Source organism: Rossellomorea vietnamensis, assembly GCF_008180615.1.
GTDB classification, from domain to species: domain Bacteria; phylum Bacillota; class Bacilli; order Bacillales; family Bacillaceae_B; genus Rossellomorea; species Rossellomorea vietnamensis_D.
Window position 1 is genome coordinate 205,374 of sequence record NZ_VTEH01000004.1, and the last position, 16,111, is coordinate 221,484.

The 16,111-nt window shown below is 44.7% G+C and carries 15 protein-coding genes and 1 riboswitch; of the genes, 14 read left to right on the forward strand and 1 reads right to left on the reverse strand.

The annotated features are described in order from the left end of the window. Nucleotides 1–152: 152 nt before the first annotated feature. The 6 genes from FZC79_RS08065 to FZC79_RS08090 all read left to right on the forward strand — a co-directional run bounded on the left by FZC79_RS08065 (nucleotide 153) and on the right by FZC79_RS08090 (nucleotide 7,353). Entirely contained in the window at nucleotides 153–740 is a 588-nt protein-coding gene (locus FZC79_RS08065; protein WP_148946299.1) for a hypothetical protein, read from the forward strand. Next, the gene (locus FZC79_RS08070) at nucleotides 733–1,317 is read left to right on the forward strand and encodes a peroxiredoxin family protein (RefSeq protein WP_148946300.1); all 585 of its coding nucleotides are present in this window, start codon (nucleotides 733–735) and stop codon (nucleotides 1,315–1,317) included. Before FZC79_RS08065 ends, FZC79_RS08070 begins: the two co-directional genes overlap by 8 nt. Before the next feature lie 180 nt (nucleotides 1,318–1,497). Further along, nucleotides 1,498–2,631, forward strand: a complete 1,134-nt coding sequence (locus FZC79_RS08075; RefSeq protein WP_148946301.1) for a trans-sulfuration enzyme family protein — start codon at nucleotides 1,498–1,500, stop codon at nucleotides 2,629–2,631. 571 nt (nucleotides 2,632–3,202) lie between these two features. Next, nucleotides 3,203–3,316: riboswitch (SAM riboswitch) on the forward strand. Nucleotides 3,317–3,421: 105 nt separating this feature from the next. Then, entirely contained in the window at nucleotides 3,422–4,720 is a 1,299-nt protein-coding gene (locus tag FZC79_RS08080; RefSeq protein WP_148946302.1) for an O-acetylhomoserine aminocarboxypropyltransferase/cysteine synthase family protein, read from the forward strand. 3 nt (nucleotides 4,721–4,723) lie between these two features. Next, nucleotides 4,724–5,764 (forward strand): homoserine O-acetyltransferase MetX, encoded by a 1,041-nt coding sequence (gene metX / locus FZC79_RS08085; protein ID WP_148946303.1) that lies wholly within the window; start codon nucleotides 4,724–4,726, stop codon nucleotides 5,762–5,764. A 146-nt stretch (nucleotides 5,765–5,910) separates the two neighbouring features. Continuing rightward, nucleotides 5,911–7,353, forward strand: a complete 1,443-nt coding sequence (locus tag FZC79_RS08090) for a S41 family peptidase (RefSeq protein ID WP_148946304.1) — start codon at nucleotides 5,911–5,913, stop codon at nucleotides 7,351–7,353. A gap of 35 nt (nucleotides 7,354–7,388) precedes the next feature. Here the strand turns inward: FZC79_RS08090 and FZC79_RS08095 are convergent, their stop codons facing one another. Next, nucleotides 7,389–7,931 (reverse strand): DUF402 domain-containing protein, encoded by a 543-nt coding sequence (locus FZC79_RS08095; RefSeq protein WP_148946305.1) that lies wholly within the window; start codon nucleotides 7,929–7,931, stop codon nucleotides 7,389–7,391. Nucleotides 7,932–8,127: 196 nt separating this feature from the next. On the opposite strand from FZC79_RS08095, the gene FZC79_RS08100 reads away from it, so the two are divergent. The 8 genes from FZC79_RS08100 to FZC79_RS08135 all read left to right on the forward strand — a co-directional run bounded on the left by FZC79_RS08100 (nucleotide 8,128) and on the right by FZC79_RS08135 (nucleotide 16,075). Then, nucleotides 8,128–9,333: a PDZ domain-containing protein gene (locus tag FZC79_RS08100; protein WP_148946306.1), complete on the forward strand. Its 1,206-nt coding sequence runs from the start codon at nucleotides 8,128–8,130 to the stop codon at nucleotides 9,331–9,333. Between the two features lie 142 nt (nucleotides 9,334–9,475). Continuing rightward, the gene (locus FZC79_RS08105) at nucleotides 9,476–9,991 is read left to right on the forward strand and encodes a BsuPI-related putative proteinase inhibitor (RefSeq protein WP_148946307.1); all 516 of its coding nucleotides are present in this window, start codon (nucleotides 9,476–9,478) and stop codon (nucleotides 9,989–9,991) included. Nucleotides 9,992–10,157: 166 nt separating this feature from the next. Next, entirely contained in the window at nucleotides 10,158–11,030 is an 873-nt protein-coding gene (locus FZC79_RS08110) for a GNAT family N-acetyltransferase (protein WP_148946308.1), read from the forward strand. 1,099 nt (nucleotides 11,031–12,129) lie between these two features. Further along, nucleotides 12,130–12,900: an alpha/beta fold hydrolase gene (locus FZC79_RS08115; protein ID WP_148946309.1), complete on the forward strand. Its 771-nt coding sequence runs from the start codon at nucleotides 12,130–12,132 to the stop codon at nucleotides 12,898–12,900. A gap of 56 nt (nucleotides 12,901–12,956) precedes the next feature. Continuing rightward, the gene (locus FZC79_RS08120) at nucleotides 12,957–13,607 is read left to right on the forward strand and encodes an HD domain-containing protein (RefSeq protein ID WP_148946310.1); all 651 of its coding nucleotides are present in this window, start codon (nucleotides 12,957–12,959) and stop codon (nucleotides 13,605–13,607) included. A gap of 64 nt (nucleotides 13,608–13,671) precedes the next feature. Beyond that, nucleotides 13,672–13,905, forward strand: coding sequence for a CsbA family protein (locus FZC79_RS08125; RefSeq protein ID WP_148946311.1), 234 nt, complete (start codon nucleotides 13,672–13,674; stop codon nucleotides 13,903–13,905). Between the two features lie 248 nt (nucleotides 13,906–14,153). Further along, complete coding sequence (locus tag FZC79_RS08130; RefSeq protein WP_148946312.1) at nucleotides 14,154–15,143, forward strand: serine hydrolase domain-containing protein; 990 nt, start codon at nucleotides 14,154–14,156, stop codon at nucleotides 15,141–15,143. An 83-nt stretch (nucleotides 15,144–15,226) separates the two neighbouring features. Further along, nucleotides 15,227–16,075, forward strand: a complete 849-nt coding sequence (locus tag FZC79_RS08135; RefSeq protein ID WP_148946313.1) for an alpha/beta fold hydrolase — start codon at nucleotides 15,227–15,229, stop codon at nucleotides 16,073–16,075. The last annotated feature ends 36 nt before the right edge of the window (nucleotides 16,076–16,111 follow it).

A 16,111-nucleotide genomic window follows, 5' to 3' on the forward strand; every position in this document is an offset into this window, starting at 1 on the left:
CCTCCTCTAGTCCTTAGAATGTACAATAATTACTTTGTTATGTAATTCTTGGCACCAGAATGTTTTTGAGTTTGTTCATAAAATACTGGCCGGTTCAAGTCCTCCTGCTGGTATGATGATATAAAGAAATTAATTGTTAGGAAGGTGTAAGTTTGAAGTGGTACAGTATAGGGGCGTTCACATTTCCTTCGACTTGGGGAGCGCTCGTGGCAGCGTTTATTATAACAGGTATTTTTATATGGCTTCATTATGGAAAAAATAGCGGAGAATGGTTTGGGAATAGTGTGTTTTGGTTTATCATCACCTGGAAATTCAGTGTGATATTGTTCGACTTTTCCGGATTCATTCAACAGCCTTTGACGGCTCTTTATTTTAATGGTGGTTATAAGGGATTTTGGCTTGGTGTGACAGTTGCTTTGGTGTACATATATTTCAAAGGTGCGAGACAGCAATTGATCAGCTCTTGGCTGCTGGTTGTTCTCGTGTATGAGGGGGCTTCTGAATTTCTTGCTGACAGCAGCTCGATTCTGAGCGCAGTAAATGTTCTGGTCGGCTTCTTTCTGTTTTATCTTCTTTTATACAAAGGAAAAGAGAGAATATGGCTTTCGATATTCATAGGCATGCAGCTGCTGGTCAATTTCCTGCAAGGGAGCATAGCCTCTGCAGAAAGTATGGCTTATATAGCGATTACGATTGCTGTGCTCGGCATCAGCAGTTTAAGGAGGGACTCGAATGAGTAAAAGAATTGTAGGAATCGGATTAGTTGCTGTCCTTGGGGGGCTTTTTGTATTTAATATCATTCAAAATCAAGCTTCCCAAAAGAAGATTGAAGAGCAGGTATCAGAGCAATTGGAATCAGGGCTTGATGTTGAATTTGGAAGTGAAGGCCCGGGTGAGGGGGATGCAGCTCCTGACTTTACATTGACTACATTAGCGGGAGAGGAAGTGTCGTTATCGGATTTTAAAGGGCAGAAGGTGATCCTTAACTTCTGGGCGACATGGTGTCCCCCATGTAAAGCGGAAATGCCGCATATGCAGGAATACTATGAACAATACCATGAGAAAGCGAATGTCGAAATGCTTGCTGTGAACTTGACCACTATCGACAATGGGAAAGAAGCTGTTGAAAAATTTGGCGAAGAATACGGATTGACCTTCCCGATTCCTTTGGATGAGGATGGAGTGCAGGGGACCGTTTACCAGGCCCAAACGATTCCAACCTCTTATATGATCGACACTGATGGAATCATCCGGCATAAAATCCTCGGGCCGATGAACAAAGATATGATGATTCAGCTAGTAGAGAATATGGATTAATAGGTGCGCTTTATCCCGGTAAAGTACTGAAAGGGACAGTCCCCTGTGCTGCTTTAAAGCAGCTCAAGGGACTGTCCCTCTTCGCACGCTGATGCGTTAAAGTGATAAAGACTGACAGGCTTAAAACGTTGTCGTATAATGGGGAAAAAGGTGTTTCTATCGAAGAAGGAGTTTTTACAGATGAAGTTTGACACAAAAGTCGTGCACAGCACATTGCATAACCGCAGCATAAAAAGTAAATCCACACCGATCTATCAAACCTCTGCGTTCACCTTCTCCTCCCTGGAGGAACTGGAAGGCTTCTATGAAGGAAAATCTCCATACCTTTATTCACGATCGGGCAATCCGAATACTGATGAATTAGGCGAAATGGTGGCTGCTCTTGAAGGTGCACCGTCAGGAGTGGCGGCTGCTTCGGGACTGGGAGCGATCCTTGCCGGAATTTTGGCTGTCACTGAAAGCGGGGACCATATCATTGCCGCCGAGGATATATACGGCGGAACCTATCAGCTTTTAAGCGAAGAGCTGAAAACCTTTGGCATCACCGCTAATTTTGTTGACTTCAGCAACCCTGAAGAAATCGAAAGCAGTATCACACCGCAAACGAAGCTTCTCTATAGTGAAAGCATTACAAATCCCTTTTTAAGGGTGGAAGATATGGAAGCTATGGTTTCAATTGCGAAAAAACATGGCATTTATACAATGATCGATAATACATTTGCAACTCCATACCTGATGACTCCATATAGTAATGGAGTGGATATTGTCGCACACAGCGCTACCAAATATATCGGCGGCCACAGCGATGTGACGGCTGGCGTAACAGTCGGCAGCGAAGAAGTGATCGCTAAAGCTAGAACGAAGGTCATCAATCTGGGCTTTAATCTTAGTCCGCACGAAGCGTGGCTGACGGTCAGGGGCTGTAAAACTTTATCGCTGAGAATGAAACAGCAATGTGAGAATGCTGCTGAACTAGCGGAAGCCCTTACTGGATATGACGGAATAAAAAAAGTCTACTATCCTAAGGATGCGGCGGAAAAAGGCAGCGGAGCGATCGTGACAATTGAGCTATCAGAACACAATGATATCCACAGGTTTTTCACAGGGTTGAGCTGGGTTAAAATTGTCCCGACCCTTGCCGGCGTGGAAACAACTGTCTCCTACCCGCAAGGAACCTCACACCGCGCCTTGTCAACTGAAGCAAGAGAAAAAATCGGCGTAAACCAGCAGGTTGTCCGGATTTCTGTCGGAATTGAGGATTCAGAGGATATCATTCAGGCGTTTAAGGGTGCTGTAGATTCTTCCAGGTTGTAAGAAGCTGGCTTGTTAGGAACCTAGTGGAGCGTTTTGTATAAGGATACACCCCGCTGCTTCAGCCGCAGAGTGGATACATGAGTTACTCTTTTCGGGTAGAGACGTGTATCCACTCAGGGCGTGTGGATACATGAGTTGTCTATTTTGATGGGAGATGTGTATCCAGCCAGGGCGGTTGGATACATGAGTAAGTCTTTTTGATGGAGATATGTATCCAGCCAGGGCGGTTGGATACATGAGTAAGTCTTTTTGATGGAGATATGTATCCAGCCAGGGCGGGTGGGTACTTGAGTTGTCTATTTTGATGGGAGATATGTATCCAGCCAGGGCGAGTGGATACATGAGTTAGTCTTTTCGGGTAGAGACGTGTATCCACTCAGGGCGTGTGGGTACATGAGTTGTCAATTTTGTGGGGAGATGTGTATCCAGCCAGGGCAAGTGGATGGCAAAATGCTTTAATAATCCCAAATCGAATCAAGAAAATAAAAAATTCAGAATAATCATTGACCATACAATAATAGTCAGTTATAATCCAATTCATACGACATATATTTTCATAAGCAATTCGATACTCTTATCGAGAGCGGCGGAGGGAATAGGCCCGATGAAGCCCGGCAACCAACAGGCAGTTACTGCTTGGAAAGGTGCTACATCCTACAGGCTCGTGCAGTCTGGAAGATAAGAGGAGGAGCATTGACCTTTCAAGCCCTCTTCTTAGCGGAGAGGGCTTTTTATATTGAAAAAACCTCTTCGCGTCAGGCTAAATTAAAAATTTGAGGAGGAACTAATTATGACAAATCATCAATTCGACCCGGAAACTTTATTATTGCATGGAGGCCAGGAGCCGGACCCTGTCACGGGTTCCCGCGCTGTACCGATTTACCAGACTACTTCTTATGTTTTTAACGATACGGAGCACGCACAGAATCTCTTTTCCTTGAGTGAGCCGGGAAATATCTACACAAGGATCGGCAACCCGACCGTGGATGTTTTTGAAAAAAGGATAGCGCTTCTTGAAAAAGGAGTCGCGGCAGTGGCGGTGTCGTCAGGAATGGCGGCGATCTCGCTGGCGATTTTAAACATAGCGGGAGCGGGAGATGAAATTGTCGCCTCTTCCAAGCTTTACGGAGGTACCTACAATTTATTTGCGGTCACCCTTCCACGCTATGGCATCAAAGTGAAGTTTGTGGATAGTACAAATCCGGAAAATATTCAGGACGCCATCACAGAAAAAACAAAAGCGGTGTTTGCAGAAACCATCGGAAATCCCAGCCTGAATGTGCTGGACATTGAAAAAGTGGCAGATATTGCCCACGCCAACGGTATTCCATTGATCATCGATAATACATTTCCATCGCCATATGGCTGCCAGCCAATCCAGTATGGAGCGGATATTGTCATTCATTCGGCCACCAAATGGATCGGAGGACATGGAACAGCGATCGGCGGAGTGATTGTGGATGGAGGAAAGTTTGATTGGGACAGCCCGAAATTCAAGGATTTCACTGAACCGGATCCAAGCTATAACGGCCTTCGCTATGTGGACGTTGGGGAAGCGGCTTATGCAGTCAAACTGCGTGTCCAGCTGCTGCGTGACCTGGGAGCCTGCATCAGCCCGCATAATGCTTTCCTTCTCCTTCAGGGACTTGAAACATTACATTTACGAGTGCCGAAACATAACAGCAACGCATTGGAAATCGCCCGTTATCTTGAGAATCATCCATCAGTAGACTGGGTCAGCTATCCCGGACTGGAAAATCATCCTGCGAATGCCATTGCGGAAAAGTATCTGTCACACGGCCACGGCTCCATCGTGAATTTTGGCATTAAAGGCGGAAGAGAAGCAGGCAGGAAGCTGATCGACAATATTACGCTGTGGTCGCATGTGGCCAATGTGGGCGATGCGAAGTCACTGATCATCCATCCAGCGTCCACCACCCATCAGCAGTTAAGCAGCGAGGACCTGAAAACGACAGGCGTGACAGAAGAATTGATCAGATTGTCGATTGGACTGGAATCTGTAAAAGATTTGCAGGCTGATCTCGATCAGGCAATCACCAAAGCGACGGCTGCCGCTGCTTCTGTATAAAAGATGAGTGAATACATCTATGAAACGGGGACTGTTCCGACAGGCTGTCTGAAGCTTGAAAATGGCAAGTCCCTGGATGAAACCCACCTTAGTTATGAACTGTGCGGAAGGAAGGACGGTCCTGTCATTCTTGTGTGCCATGCATTGACAGGGAGCCACCTCAGTGTCGGCACGGAAGAAAATCCTGGCTGGTGGAGGGGGTTGATCGGCCTTTCTGCTCATATCGATACTGACAAGTACTTAGTTGTCACATTTAATGTTCTGGGAGGCTGTGACGGTTCAACTGGTCCTGCATCTCTTAATCCGGAAACAGGGGAAGCTTACAGGACCTCTTTTCCGGAGGTGACTGTCAGAGACATCGTCCATTCTCAATATAAGGCTTTGAAAGTACTGGGTATTTCCTCTTTAGAAGCAGTCATCGGCGGTTCGCTGGGAGGAATGCAGGCTCTGGAATGGGGCCTGCTTTATCCTGCTTTTACGCAGAAAGTGTTCCTGCTGGCGAGCACACCTTATTTTTCTGATTATGGTATTGCATTCAATATGATCGGCAAAACGGCGATTACGTCAGATCCCCATTGGCGGAATGGACATTATGAAAGAGCTGAAGAGGTTTCTGGAATGAAAGTCGCCAGGATGGCCGGGATGGTCACCTATCGCTCTCCGGAACTCTTTGAAAAAAGGTTCGATCGCAGTAAGGCCGATAATAGATTATTTCAGGTGGAATCCTATCTTGCTTATCAGGGTGAGAAGCTGGCCAAACGGTTTGATCCCAACAGCTACCTGTATCTGATGGGAGCAATGAACAGCCATGATATCGGCAGGGGGCGCGGAGGATGGAGAGAGGCTGCTTTAGAGTTCCAGCCTGAACTGATCTCCCTTGCCTACAGGGGCGACTTGATTTACCCTCCGTCTGTAATCAGTGAGTTTGCCGGCCTTGTCCCTGGTGCGACCTTCTATGAAGTAGATACGCTCTTCGGCCATGATGGCTTTTTGACCGAATTTGAAAAATGGGGAAGTTTTATCAGGCAGCATTTAGAAATTTAGATAACGAGACTCATAACTTGTCCCTCACAGGCATATAGTTTCAATAGCAAAGACATCGCACCGCTTTTAAGCATTTTTTGTGTGGTGTCTTTTTTATCCGGAAATTGGGATGGATGCTGAGAAGCTTAACTATAGGAGGGAAAGTAATGGAGCAGCGGAAAGGACTGATCATAATCGCGGCCGCCTCTCTTTTGGCAGGGGCAGGGGGGATGTACGGCGGCATGAGTTTGCTGGATGCCTTTGAACGGGATACTGAGGACGGAGTGGCAATGGAAGGCGGTCCATTGAGTGACAGACTGCATAAAGTGGAAGTCGCCTATGACCTTATAGCGGATAAATATGTGGAAGAAGTGGACAAGGGAGAGCTTGTGGAAGGGGCGATCCAGGGAATGCTGGATACACTCGAGGATCCGTACTCAGTGTATATGGATGCCCGCACCGCTTCACAATTCAATGATTCTCTGGGCTCTTCTTTTCAAGGAATCGGAGCGGAAGTCACCGTCATGGACGGGAAACTGCTGATTGTGGCACCTTTCAAAGATTCGCCCGCTGAAAAAGCAGGTCTGCGTCCTAATGACCAGATTCTGAAAGTGGATGGTGAAACTATTACTGGTCTTGATTTATATGAAGCTACCTTAAAGATCCGAGGTGAAAAAGGCTCCAAAGTGGAGTTGGAGATCATGAGAGAAGGGCTCTCCAACCCAGTGAAAGTCAGCGTAAAAAGAGATGAGATCCCTCTAGAGACCGTCCATTCCGATATAAAGAATGAGAACGGAAAACACTATGGTGTAATTGAAGTTTCTTCTTTTTCAGAGAATACCTCCAAGGATTTTAAAAAGCAGCTGAGTGAACTTGAAGAGCAGGGCCTTGCAGGGCTTGTAATCGATGTACGGGGCAATCCCGGCGGCTTGTTGTCCAGCGTCAATGAAATGCTTGATGAACTGGTGACGAAAGACAAACCATACGTACAGGTTCAAGAGCGGAACGGCGACACTCTGAAGTATTTTTCTGAGAACAAAGAGAAGAAGGCCTACCCGATCACCGTACTGGTGGATGAGGGAAGTGCTTCCGCTTCAGAAATACTGGCAGGGGCACTAAAAGAAGCCGGAGACTATCCGTTGATCGGAACAAAAACGTTTGGAAAAGGTACAGTCCAGCAGCCGGTGCCAATGGGGGATGGAAGCAATATCAAGCTGACCATGTTCAAGTGGCTTACTCCTGAAGGCAACTGGATCCATAAAAAAGGAATTGAGCCCAATATTCACGTGAAACAGCCTGCCTACTTCTATGCTCATCCTCTCCAAGCCGAGAAGCCGCTCGTCCGGGAAATGAACAATGAACAGGTTAAAAATGCCCAGGAGATGCTCCAAGGCCTCGGCTATAAACCTGCCCGCAGCGACGGCTATTTCAATAACTCGACAGAAACAGCTGTAAAGAGTTTTCAAAAGAAACATGGACTTGAAGCCAGCGGAAAAATTGACAGTGAGACAGCCTCCAAACTTCAGGAGGAAATTTATAAAGCTGTAAAAGATGAGAAGAATGATGTGCAGTTGAAGGCTGCTTTGGAGTATTTAAAGAGAGTGAATTGATAAGCGACCCGGAGGCATTGAAGCTCCGGGTTTCTTTAATAGTACTGGCTCTTTATTTCTTCTAGGGTTCTCCCCGGGAAATTTTTCTGGTTCAATTTATGAAGAATGTGCGATAACGCGTTTAAACTATGCTTCACCTGCTCTTCAGAAAGGACTCCCAATCGATACGCCTCATGAAACTCATCCATATCAATCACATGATAGCTTCCGTCCTCGAACACCCGGATATCAATCAATAAGTCATGTACACAGACCAGACCAGGAGCCTTTTGCTCAAACTGGACGATGTCGATCAGCCATTCGTCATGGGAGCTTTTAAAACCATAGGAAAATTGAAGCCCAAGATCCAGCATATAGATGATGATAAACTTTTTATCGGAACTTTCGTGGGGCAGTTCGATGATAAGTGATTCTTCTAACACCAGAAAACGGTGGCCGTTCTCATTTTTCAATGCATATTGTTTCTTTAAAGAAAGGGCTTTAGTAATGACTTCTTCGCTGTTTTTCCGTATATCTTTCGTGTATTTTAATCCGCCATGCTCTCTTCCGACATGGTTCCAGTAAACTACGACATTCATTTGACATTCCTCCTGACAACAATCACCTAATCTTTCGCCAGTTCTTTGCAATTTCCTTTATATTTCCCGGGAAAATATATAAATGTCGAGTGCTGGAAAATTTAGTAGGGGAAGAATGACAAATATAAATAGGTTTTATAGAGTCTATTTGTTAAAATAATAGAAAAGGTTAACACGTTGAGGATGGTGAATACCATTGGTACAGCTTTGGCTTACGGAGGTTTTGGAAGCGGCAGGAAAACTGTTTCTGAACCCGATGCTCTACTTTTCTATTATAATCGCTTTGTTCGCCGGCTTTTTTCGTATTAAACGGGAAAGACGGGAGCTTAAAACCAGAATTTATGATATGTATCACGAGCTGCGATTTTTATTTCCGATGGGAATTCTGCTTGGACTGGGGTTCTCGCTGCTGACTGTCGGAGCCGGTCTTGTCATTCCATTTGGCGGAATATTGTTGATAGGCGCCGTCACGGTCCTGTTGGCGTTGACATTCCAAATCAGGCTTCTAACACCTGCGCTCACTGTCGGAATTGGCTATTTTAGTCTGCTGGTTATGCGGTATTTTAAGGTGGAAATGCCATATTTCAATACATATTTCGCGCAGCTGAATGAGGGTTTGCTGAATGCTGTTGTCGTTTTACTGGGACTGCTTCTTTTGATAGAGGGAGTGCTGATCAATTTAAGCGGATGGAAGAAAACTTCCCCCAGGCTGATAAAAAGCTCCCGGGGACTTAAAGTGGGTGCCCAAGAAGGAAAGAAGCTTTGGGTGGTGCCTATGTTCCTTCTTATCCCAATCGGATCATTGGAGCTGCCCTGGGGTTGGTGGCCCGTCTTTACATTAGGGTCCAACACCTACTCTCTTATTCTATTTCCCTTCCTGTTAGGGTTTCGGCAGCTGGTTAGAAGCACTCTTCCACAAATCAGCATCAAGGAAACCGGGAACCGTGTCTTCTGGCTGGGTGCCCTTGTACTGACGGTAGCTGTTGCCGGCTATTATGCTCCCTATATTTCGATTGCGGGAGCGGCTATGGCCATTGCCGGGCGCGAATGGATTTCTTACAGACAGCGAAAGCAGGACAGTGAAAAATCCTATTTTTTCTCAAGGAAATCTCAAGGCATTATGATTTTGGCAATACTGCCTGGTTCTCCAGCTGAAAAAATGTCGCTGATTTCCGGAGAAATGATTACCAAAGTAAATGGATTCCGGGTACAGACAGAGGAGGAGTTTTACGAAGCTCTTCAGCAGAACCGTGCCTATTGTAAACTTGAAGTCTTCGATACCAACGGGCAAATCCGCTTTTCACAAGGAGCGCTTTACGAAGGTGATCACCATGAATTGGGAATCATTTTTGTGGAAGAAGACCGTGAATGGTCATCTGAAGTCGGGTATCATTTTGTTTAAAACAGAGCCTTATGGGAGAAATGCTTCTCATAAGGCTTTTGTTTTATAACAGCCTATTTTCAGAAGTTTTTGTAACTTTATTCTTTTTATAGCGTCCACTTCTATAAGAAGGTTTTCTAAATAGGAAGGAGTGTAAATATATATGATAAAGCGTTTCTTTGCATTAATGATGCTCCTCTTTATGATCTCCATGACAGCAGCATGCGGTATGAGCGTTGAGCATGGAGAAGATTCAGGAGTGGAAGAAGTGAATAATGAATCACAGAATGATGAAGAAGATAGCAAAGAGGATAGTAAAGAAGATGGGGGGCAGGGCATAGTGGCAGGTGAGGTCGAACCAAGCATTACTAAAAATGAGAAGGGCCAGTTTGTTTATACAGTAAAGAACCAGACGGAAAAAGAAGTGACTTTCGAGTTTTCGAGTTCCCAGCGATATGATTATGCGGTGAAAAATTCTTCAGGCGAAACCATTTTTCTCTACTCAAGCGCTGCAGCTTTCATGCAGGTTTTAGGCTCAGAGACATTGGCACAGGGAGAAGAGCTTTCTTATACAATTGAGCTTCCGCCGGGTGAAGATTTTGAAGGCGCAGCGTCCCTGGAAGTGTGGCTGACACCTAAAGGCGGCAAAAAAGCACCTATTTCAACTTCACTGAAATAAACTAAAACCGCAGTCTTGGTAGAAGGCTGCGGTTTTGTTTGTGAAAAGCAGCAAAGGCAAGGAGACTTTATAACTCTGCCAAACTAAACGGGGCAGTCCTTTGCATGGAGTTAATATGCTAAAGTAAAACGAACTAACTGACTTTATATGATTGGGGAGAGCAGTATTGGATGGATACACTTTTGTTAAAGGTTATCGAGACAACATGTCTTTGAGAAAGAGCTTTAATGCCCTGTCTTCTCAAGTTTTTGGAATCGATTTCGAAAAGTGGTATGAGAGGGGTTTCTGGACCGGCAAGTATGATCCATACTCCCTTGTCGACGGCGATAAGGTCATTGCCAATGTCTCGGTGAACAAAATTAATCTGATCATTGAGGGTGAGCGGAAAAGTGCTGTGCAGCTCGGTACCGTTATGACTCATAAGGATTACCGCGGTAAAGGTTTTTCCGGAGTTTTAATGAAAAAAGTTTTGGAAGAGTTCAGGGGTGTGGACTTGATATACCTTTTTGCCAACAGCACTGTTTTGGAGTACTATCCTAAATTCGGCTTTCATGCTGTGGAGGAGCAGCAGCCTGTCATGGAGCTTGCCGGAAAAGGACAAAGAGTTACATTGAAAAAGCTGGATGGACAAAGTGATGAGGATATCAAATTTATCTTTCATTTGGCGAAGAGTAAAATGGCTTTAGCTGATCGTTTCAGCACAACAGATACTGCTGAACTGCTGATGTTTTATTGTACATATGTGTTTCCTGAGAACATCTACTATTGGCCGGAGAAGGATATGATCATCCTTATGAACATCGAAGGAGAAACTCTCCATATATATGATGTGATCACCTATAAAAAGGTGGATTTGCAGGAGACCGCAGCCAGAGTTGCTCCTCCCACAGTAAAAAAGGTGCGTTTCCACTTCACCGTCCCTGTCTCATCACGGATAACTACAGAGGATTTTCGGGGAGATGAAGTGCTGTTTGTGAGACCTGCTTCAGGCTTGGTGCTCCTGGACAATTTCAAGCACCCAGTTACTTCGCAAGCATAATAGTATAACTTAGAGGTCCAGGCGGTGCCAGGTAAAGAAATAACCTCTGCGCCTAAAGGGTCTGTACTCAAGGGGGCGGACTTAACTCAGGGGTTTGGCTGCTCTCTGAACTAAGTAACAGCAGCCTTATAAATGCCTTGATAAGAAATTCGCCTCTCCCAACCGAAGCGGCCACAACTTCGTACATATTTCTGCGAAAATACATTTCTCCCGAACGAAGCCGCCTCATCTTCGAACATATCTCGCGCCGCTAATTGGCCTCTCCCGACCGAAGCCGCGCCGACATCATACATATCTCAACGAAAATTCGCTTCTCCCGACCGAAGCGGCCCTAACATCATACATATCTCAGCGAAAATCTGCCTCTCCCCACCGAAGCGGCGCCAACATCATACACATCTCAGCGGAAATTCGTCTCTCCAGACCGAAGCGGCCCCGACATCATACATATCTCAGCGAAAAAGCGCTTCTCCCGACCGAAGCGATCCCAACATCATACATATCTCAACAAAAATACATTTCTCCCGATCGAAGCGGCGTCAACATCATACACATCTCAGCGGAAATTCGTCTCTCCCGACCGAAGCGGCCCCGACATCATACTATCTCAACGAAAAAGCGCTTCTCCCGGCCGAAGCAGCCCCAGCTTCGTACATATCTCGCCGTTAATTGGCCTCTCCCGACCGAAGCGGTCCCGTCTTCATACGTATCTCAACGAAAATTCACTTCTCCCGACCGAAGCGGCCCCAACATCATACATATCTCAACGAAAATTCGCTTCTCTCGACTGAAGCGGCCCTAACATCATACATATCTCAGCGAAAATCTGCCTCTCCCGACCGAAGTCGCTCCATCTTCATACATATCTCAGCGAAAATCCGACTCTCGACAAATAACTCCTGGATAATAAAAGACAAGAATGCCTTTTTCTTCAAGGAACAATGTTACCTGTCAGGACTAAAAGGGTCCTTGTGCTTTTTTACACTAATTAGAGAAGCTTAAAATGCAGTAATTCAGCGCTCTATACTACTAAAGCTTGTATGTTCTGAGTTCCTTCTGCCAAAGCTAAGAGTATTGCAAAGGGTAGGAGGAGAATGGAATGGGGTATTGTGACTTTAAGGACAGGGAGCTGTATTTTGAAGATTACGGGGAAGGGACACCGATTCTAATGATTCATCCGCCCGGGCTCGGCAGGAAATCATTCATCTATCAGAACCCTTTGAAGGAACAGTTCCGCTTGATCATTCCCGATCTCAGCGGACATGGGGACTCTTATAACGAAGAGGATTATGTCAGCATTGATACATATGTCGAGGAAGTTAAAACCATCCTCGATCATCTGGCTATTTCGGAATGTGTTCTTCTCGGCTATTCGGCCGGGGGAGTGGTTGCCCAGGAATTTACCTATAAGTATATGGAGAAGGTGGACCTTCTCATTCTTGCGGGAGGGTATCCGAAAGTGCAGACTGTCCGGCTGAAGGTGATGCACCTCCTTGGGATGAGAACCATTAAAGAGAGGCCGCAGCTGATGATGTCGATTTTATCTAAAGCTCATGCTAAAACGCCTGAAGCAGAGCAGGAACTATATAAACATATGGAGAAAGCGAACCGCAGCATTTGGTATCACTTTTACAAACAATCGTTGTATTATAATTGTACGGACCGCATCCTTGATCTGAGAGTACCGCTCCTGCTCATCTATGGAGCCAAATCGGATTGGATCAACAACCAATACAAGCTGTACAAGGAGCATCCTCTGCATGAGCTCGTCATTATTGAAAAAGCCAAGCACCAGCTTCCGACCCTTTTCTCTAATTCCTTCAACAAAGCCGTCTTTTACTATGTTAAAAAAATGTTGAACAGGGAATGAAAAGGGGTATAATGAATAATCAAAATAGAGACTAGTTTCACAGGGAGGAGGATTTTATGGGGATTCATCATTATTTTAAAAGTCTTTCAGACGTGGAGAAACTTGTCCGTTGTCCGGGAAGATTTAAATATCAGGATCATAATGTTGCAAGCCACTCATTCAAAGTCACCAAAATTGCACAATTCTTAGGGACGGTCGAAGAGCATAAAGGCAATGCCGTTAATTGGAAGGCATTATATGAAAAAGCATTGAACCACGATTACGCAGAGCTTTTTACAGGAGATATCAAAACACCTGTAAAATATGCTTCAGAGGAACTGCGCAGGCTGTTCAGCGAGGTAGAAGAAGAAATGATCGGCAAGTTTATCAAACAGGAATTCCCTGAAGAGTATCAGGATGTTTACCGCGACCGGTTTAAAGAGGGGAAAGATTCGAGCCTCGAAGGACGAATTCTCTCGGTAGCCGATAAAATTGATTTACTGTATGAATCGTTCGGTGAAATTCAAAAAGGAAATCCCGAACCGCTGTTTTTGGAAATTTATGAAGAAGCACTCGCCACGATCTTGAAATTCCATGAAATGGACAGTGTGCAATACTTCTTGAATGATATCCTTCCAGACATGCTGTCTGAAAAAAACATCCCTCATGAGCAGCTCAGCGAAATGACGAAAAAAATCGTTGAAGGATTTAACTCCCCGAAAGAATAAGTATCTCTTCCAAATCGAAATCTGTTAAAATGGAAGTAATGGATTTTCTGAGGAGAGAGTTGAAATGATTTCAAAATATATATTAGGCCTTTTTCTGCCTGGTTTGCTTGTTGTTCTATTTACAAGGGTAACCTATAACCATATTGTCGGGTTAGTGCTGACGGTTGCGTTGATAGCGGCATCCGTGTATAAAGGGTATACCGACACATGGGCACTGATCGTTGTGGATGCAGCATCCCTGACAGCCGGCTTTTGGTACAGCAACCGAATGAGAAACAAAGCAAAAAATCAAAGCTGAAGCCCTGATTTCATCAGGAGCTTTTTTATTTATCTGAAAAGTGGATAACTATCGTTAAATCGTGGATAACAAATGGTTATTCACATTTTTTTTATATAAAAATGAATTTAACCACAACTTATTAACAATATGATAAAGTTATTCACAAACAATCCACATAATCAACAAGTTATCAACAGAGTTATTAACAAGGTGTGGGGATTTCTTTATAGAACAAAGTATGTATCGCTAAAAAGGGGAGATCACCTATGTATGAAAAACTTATTTCGTGGGTCGAGCATATCAAAGAAAAAAATCACAGCTCTGGAGCTGCATTATTGATTATAAAAGATAACCAGACGGTGCTTGAGCATTATAGCGGCACTCAATCTAATTTTCCAGGTGCGAAACAAGTCACCAGCAAGACGAGATTTAATATCGCTTCTGCCCGTAAAAGCTACCTGGGGCTTGCAGTGGCATATGCCGTACATGAGGGTAAAATCGGAAGTCTCGATGACTTTGCGGTGGATTATTTTCCAGAATGGGACCCCGATTTGCTTGGAAGTACAACCATCCGGCACCTCCTCACCCATTCACATGGACTGAATACTGCACAGGAAGGAGTGCCTTTCCGTGAGTTTTCACCTGGCCAAAACTGGGCGTACAGGGGCATCAACATTAGGATGATGACTGAGCTGGTGAATAGATTGTATCAAAAAAGCTTTCCGCAGCTGCTGAAGGAAAGAGTCTTTGATCCAATGGGGTTTTCAGAGACAGGCTGGGAAATAGAACCCCATGAAAATCTGGCCGAAGTGATTGTGGAGCCTGAGGAAAGAGCTGATTCAAGCCTAGGCTCGACAACGGATGGAATGGACAAGAACCTTTTTGTATCAGCAAGAGAATTGGCGCAGTGGGGAAATCTTCACTTGAATATGGGGAAGGCAGCTGGAAAGCAGATTGTACCTGAAGAAGTAGTAAGGCTCGCCACGGCCATTCAAAGTCCTGTCTATGAAAATAAGGATCTCCCGCAAAACGGATTTTTCTGGTTTGTACAAGGAGAACCTGCCCTTCAAAGTGAACTCGGTGAGAAGGTGCCAAGAGGTTCCTATCAAATACTTGGTGTAACGGGACCAACAGTACTTGTCATCCCCAAACATAATATGGTGATTGTAAAAATGTATAACAAACGATACAACTACGGAGACGAAAACTATCTCCACTACTTAAGGGAATTCAGCAATTTGGCGGCAGAGCTTTAATACTAAGAAGTGCAAAAAGGACAGTCTCTCTTAGTGCTTTAAAGTCCTAATGTAAAGAGCCTTTCAAAAAAGGAGGAAGCTAAATGAAGAAGTGGGAAAGGAATCTCATCCACACGGGAAGGGGCACATTCGAGATTTTCAGCGCAGGAAAGGGAGAACCGTTATGTGTCACTCATCATTATTCCATCTTCAATGAAACCGGAGATTACTTTGCTGATGAATTCACAAAGACCCACAAGGTCATATTAGTCAATTTGCGGGAAGCAGGAGGGTCGGAAAAAGCCCATGAACCTTATCAGCTCAGTTTACTAGAGTCCATCTTTGATCTGGAAGCGGTTCGAAAAGCGATGGGCTATGAACAATGGATGTTTGCGGGCCACTCGACGGGCGGGATGCTTGGTATCATGTATGGAATCTATTTTTCCAGCAGCCTCAACGGTTTGGTAATTGCCGGTGCATCTGCCCGAGAGTATTATACCTTCTCTAAGGAGTGTATCTATCATTCCTCACATCCTCAATTTCAAATCATGCAGAACTATAATGAAAGACTTAAGCGGCCGGACTTGTCCTCAGAAGAGAGAAAAGAAATTTCGGTATACAGGACGAAGCTTTCACTTCATAAACCAGAAAAGTATGAAGAATACTTCAGAAAAAGCATACATAAAAAGTTGTCCGCAATCCGTATGAATTTCATGAACAGGGAACTTCAGGTATTTGATGTGACAAGGAAACTCCCGCTGATCAGTGCCCCAACCCTGGTGATGTGCGGCAGGCATGATGTTCAATGCCCTTTGGAATATTCAATTGAAATGGCAGAAGGGATCAGAGATGCTGAACTGACCGTTTTTGAGAGAAGCAATCATTATCCTTTCCTAGAAGAGAATGCACTGTTTCATGAAAAGCTGACTCAATTTTTAAAGAGAATTTATTAGACTCATCGAATTTTAGTCAAAGGATGAAGTATCAGT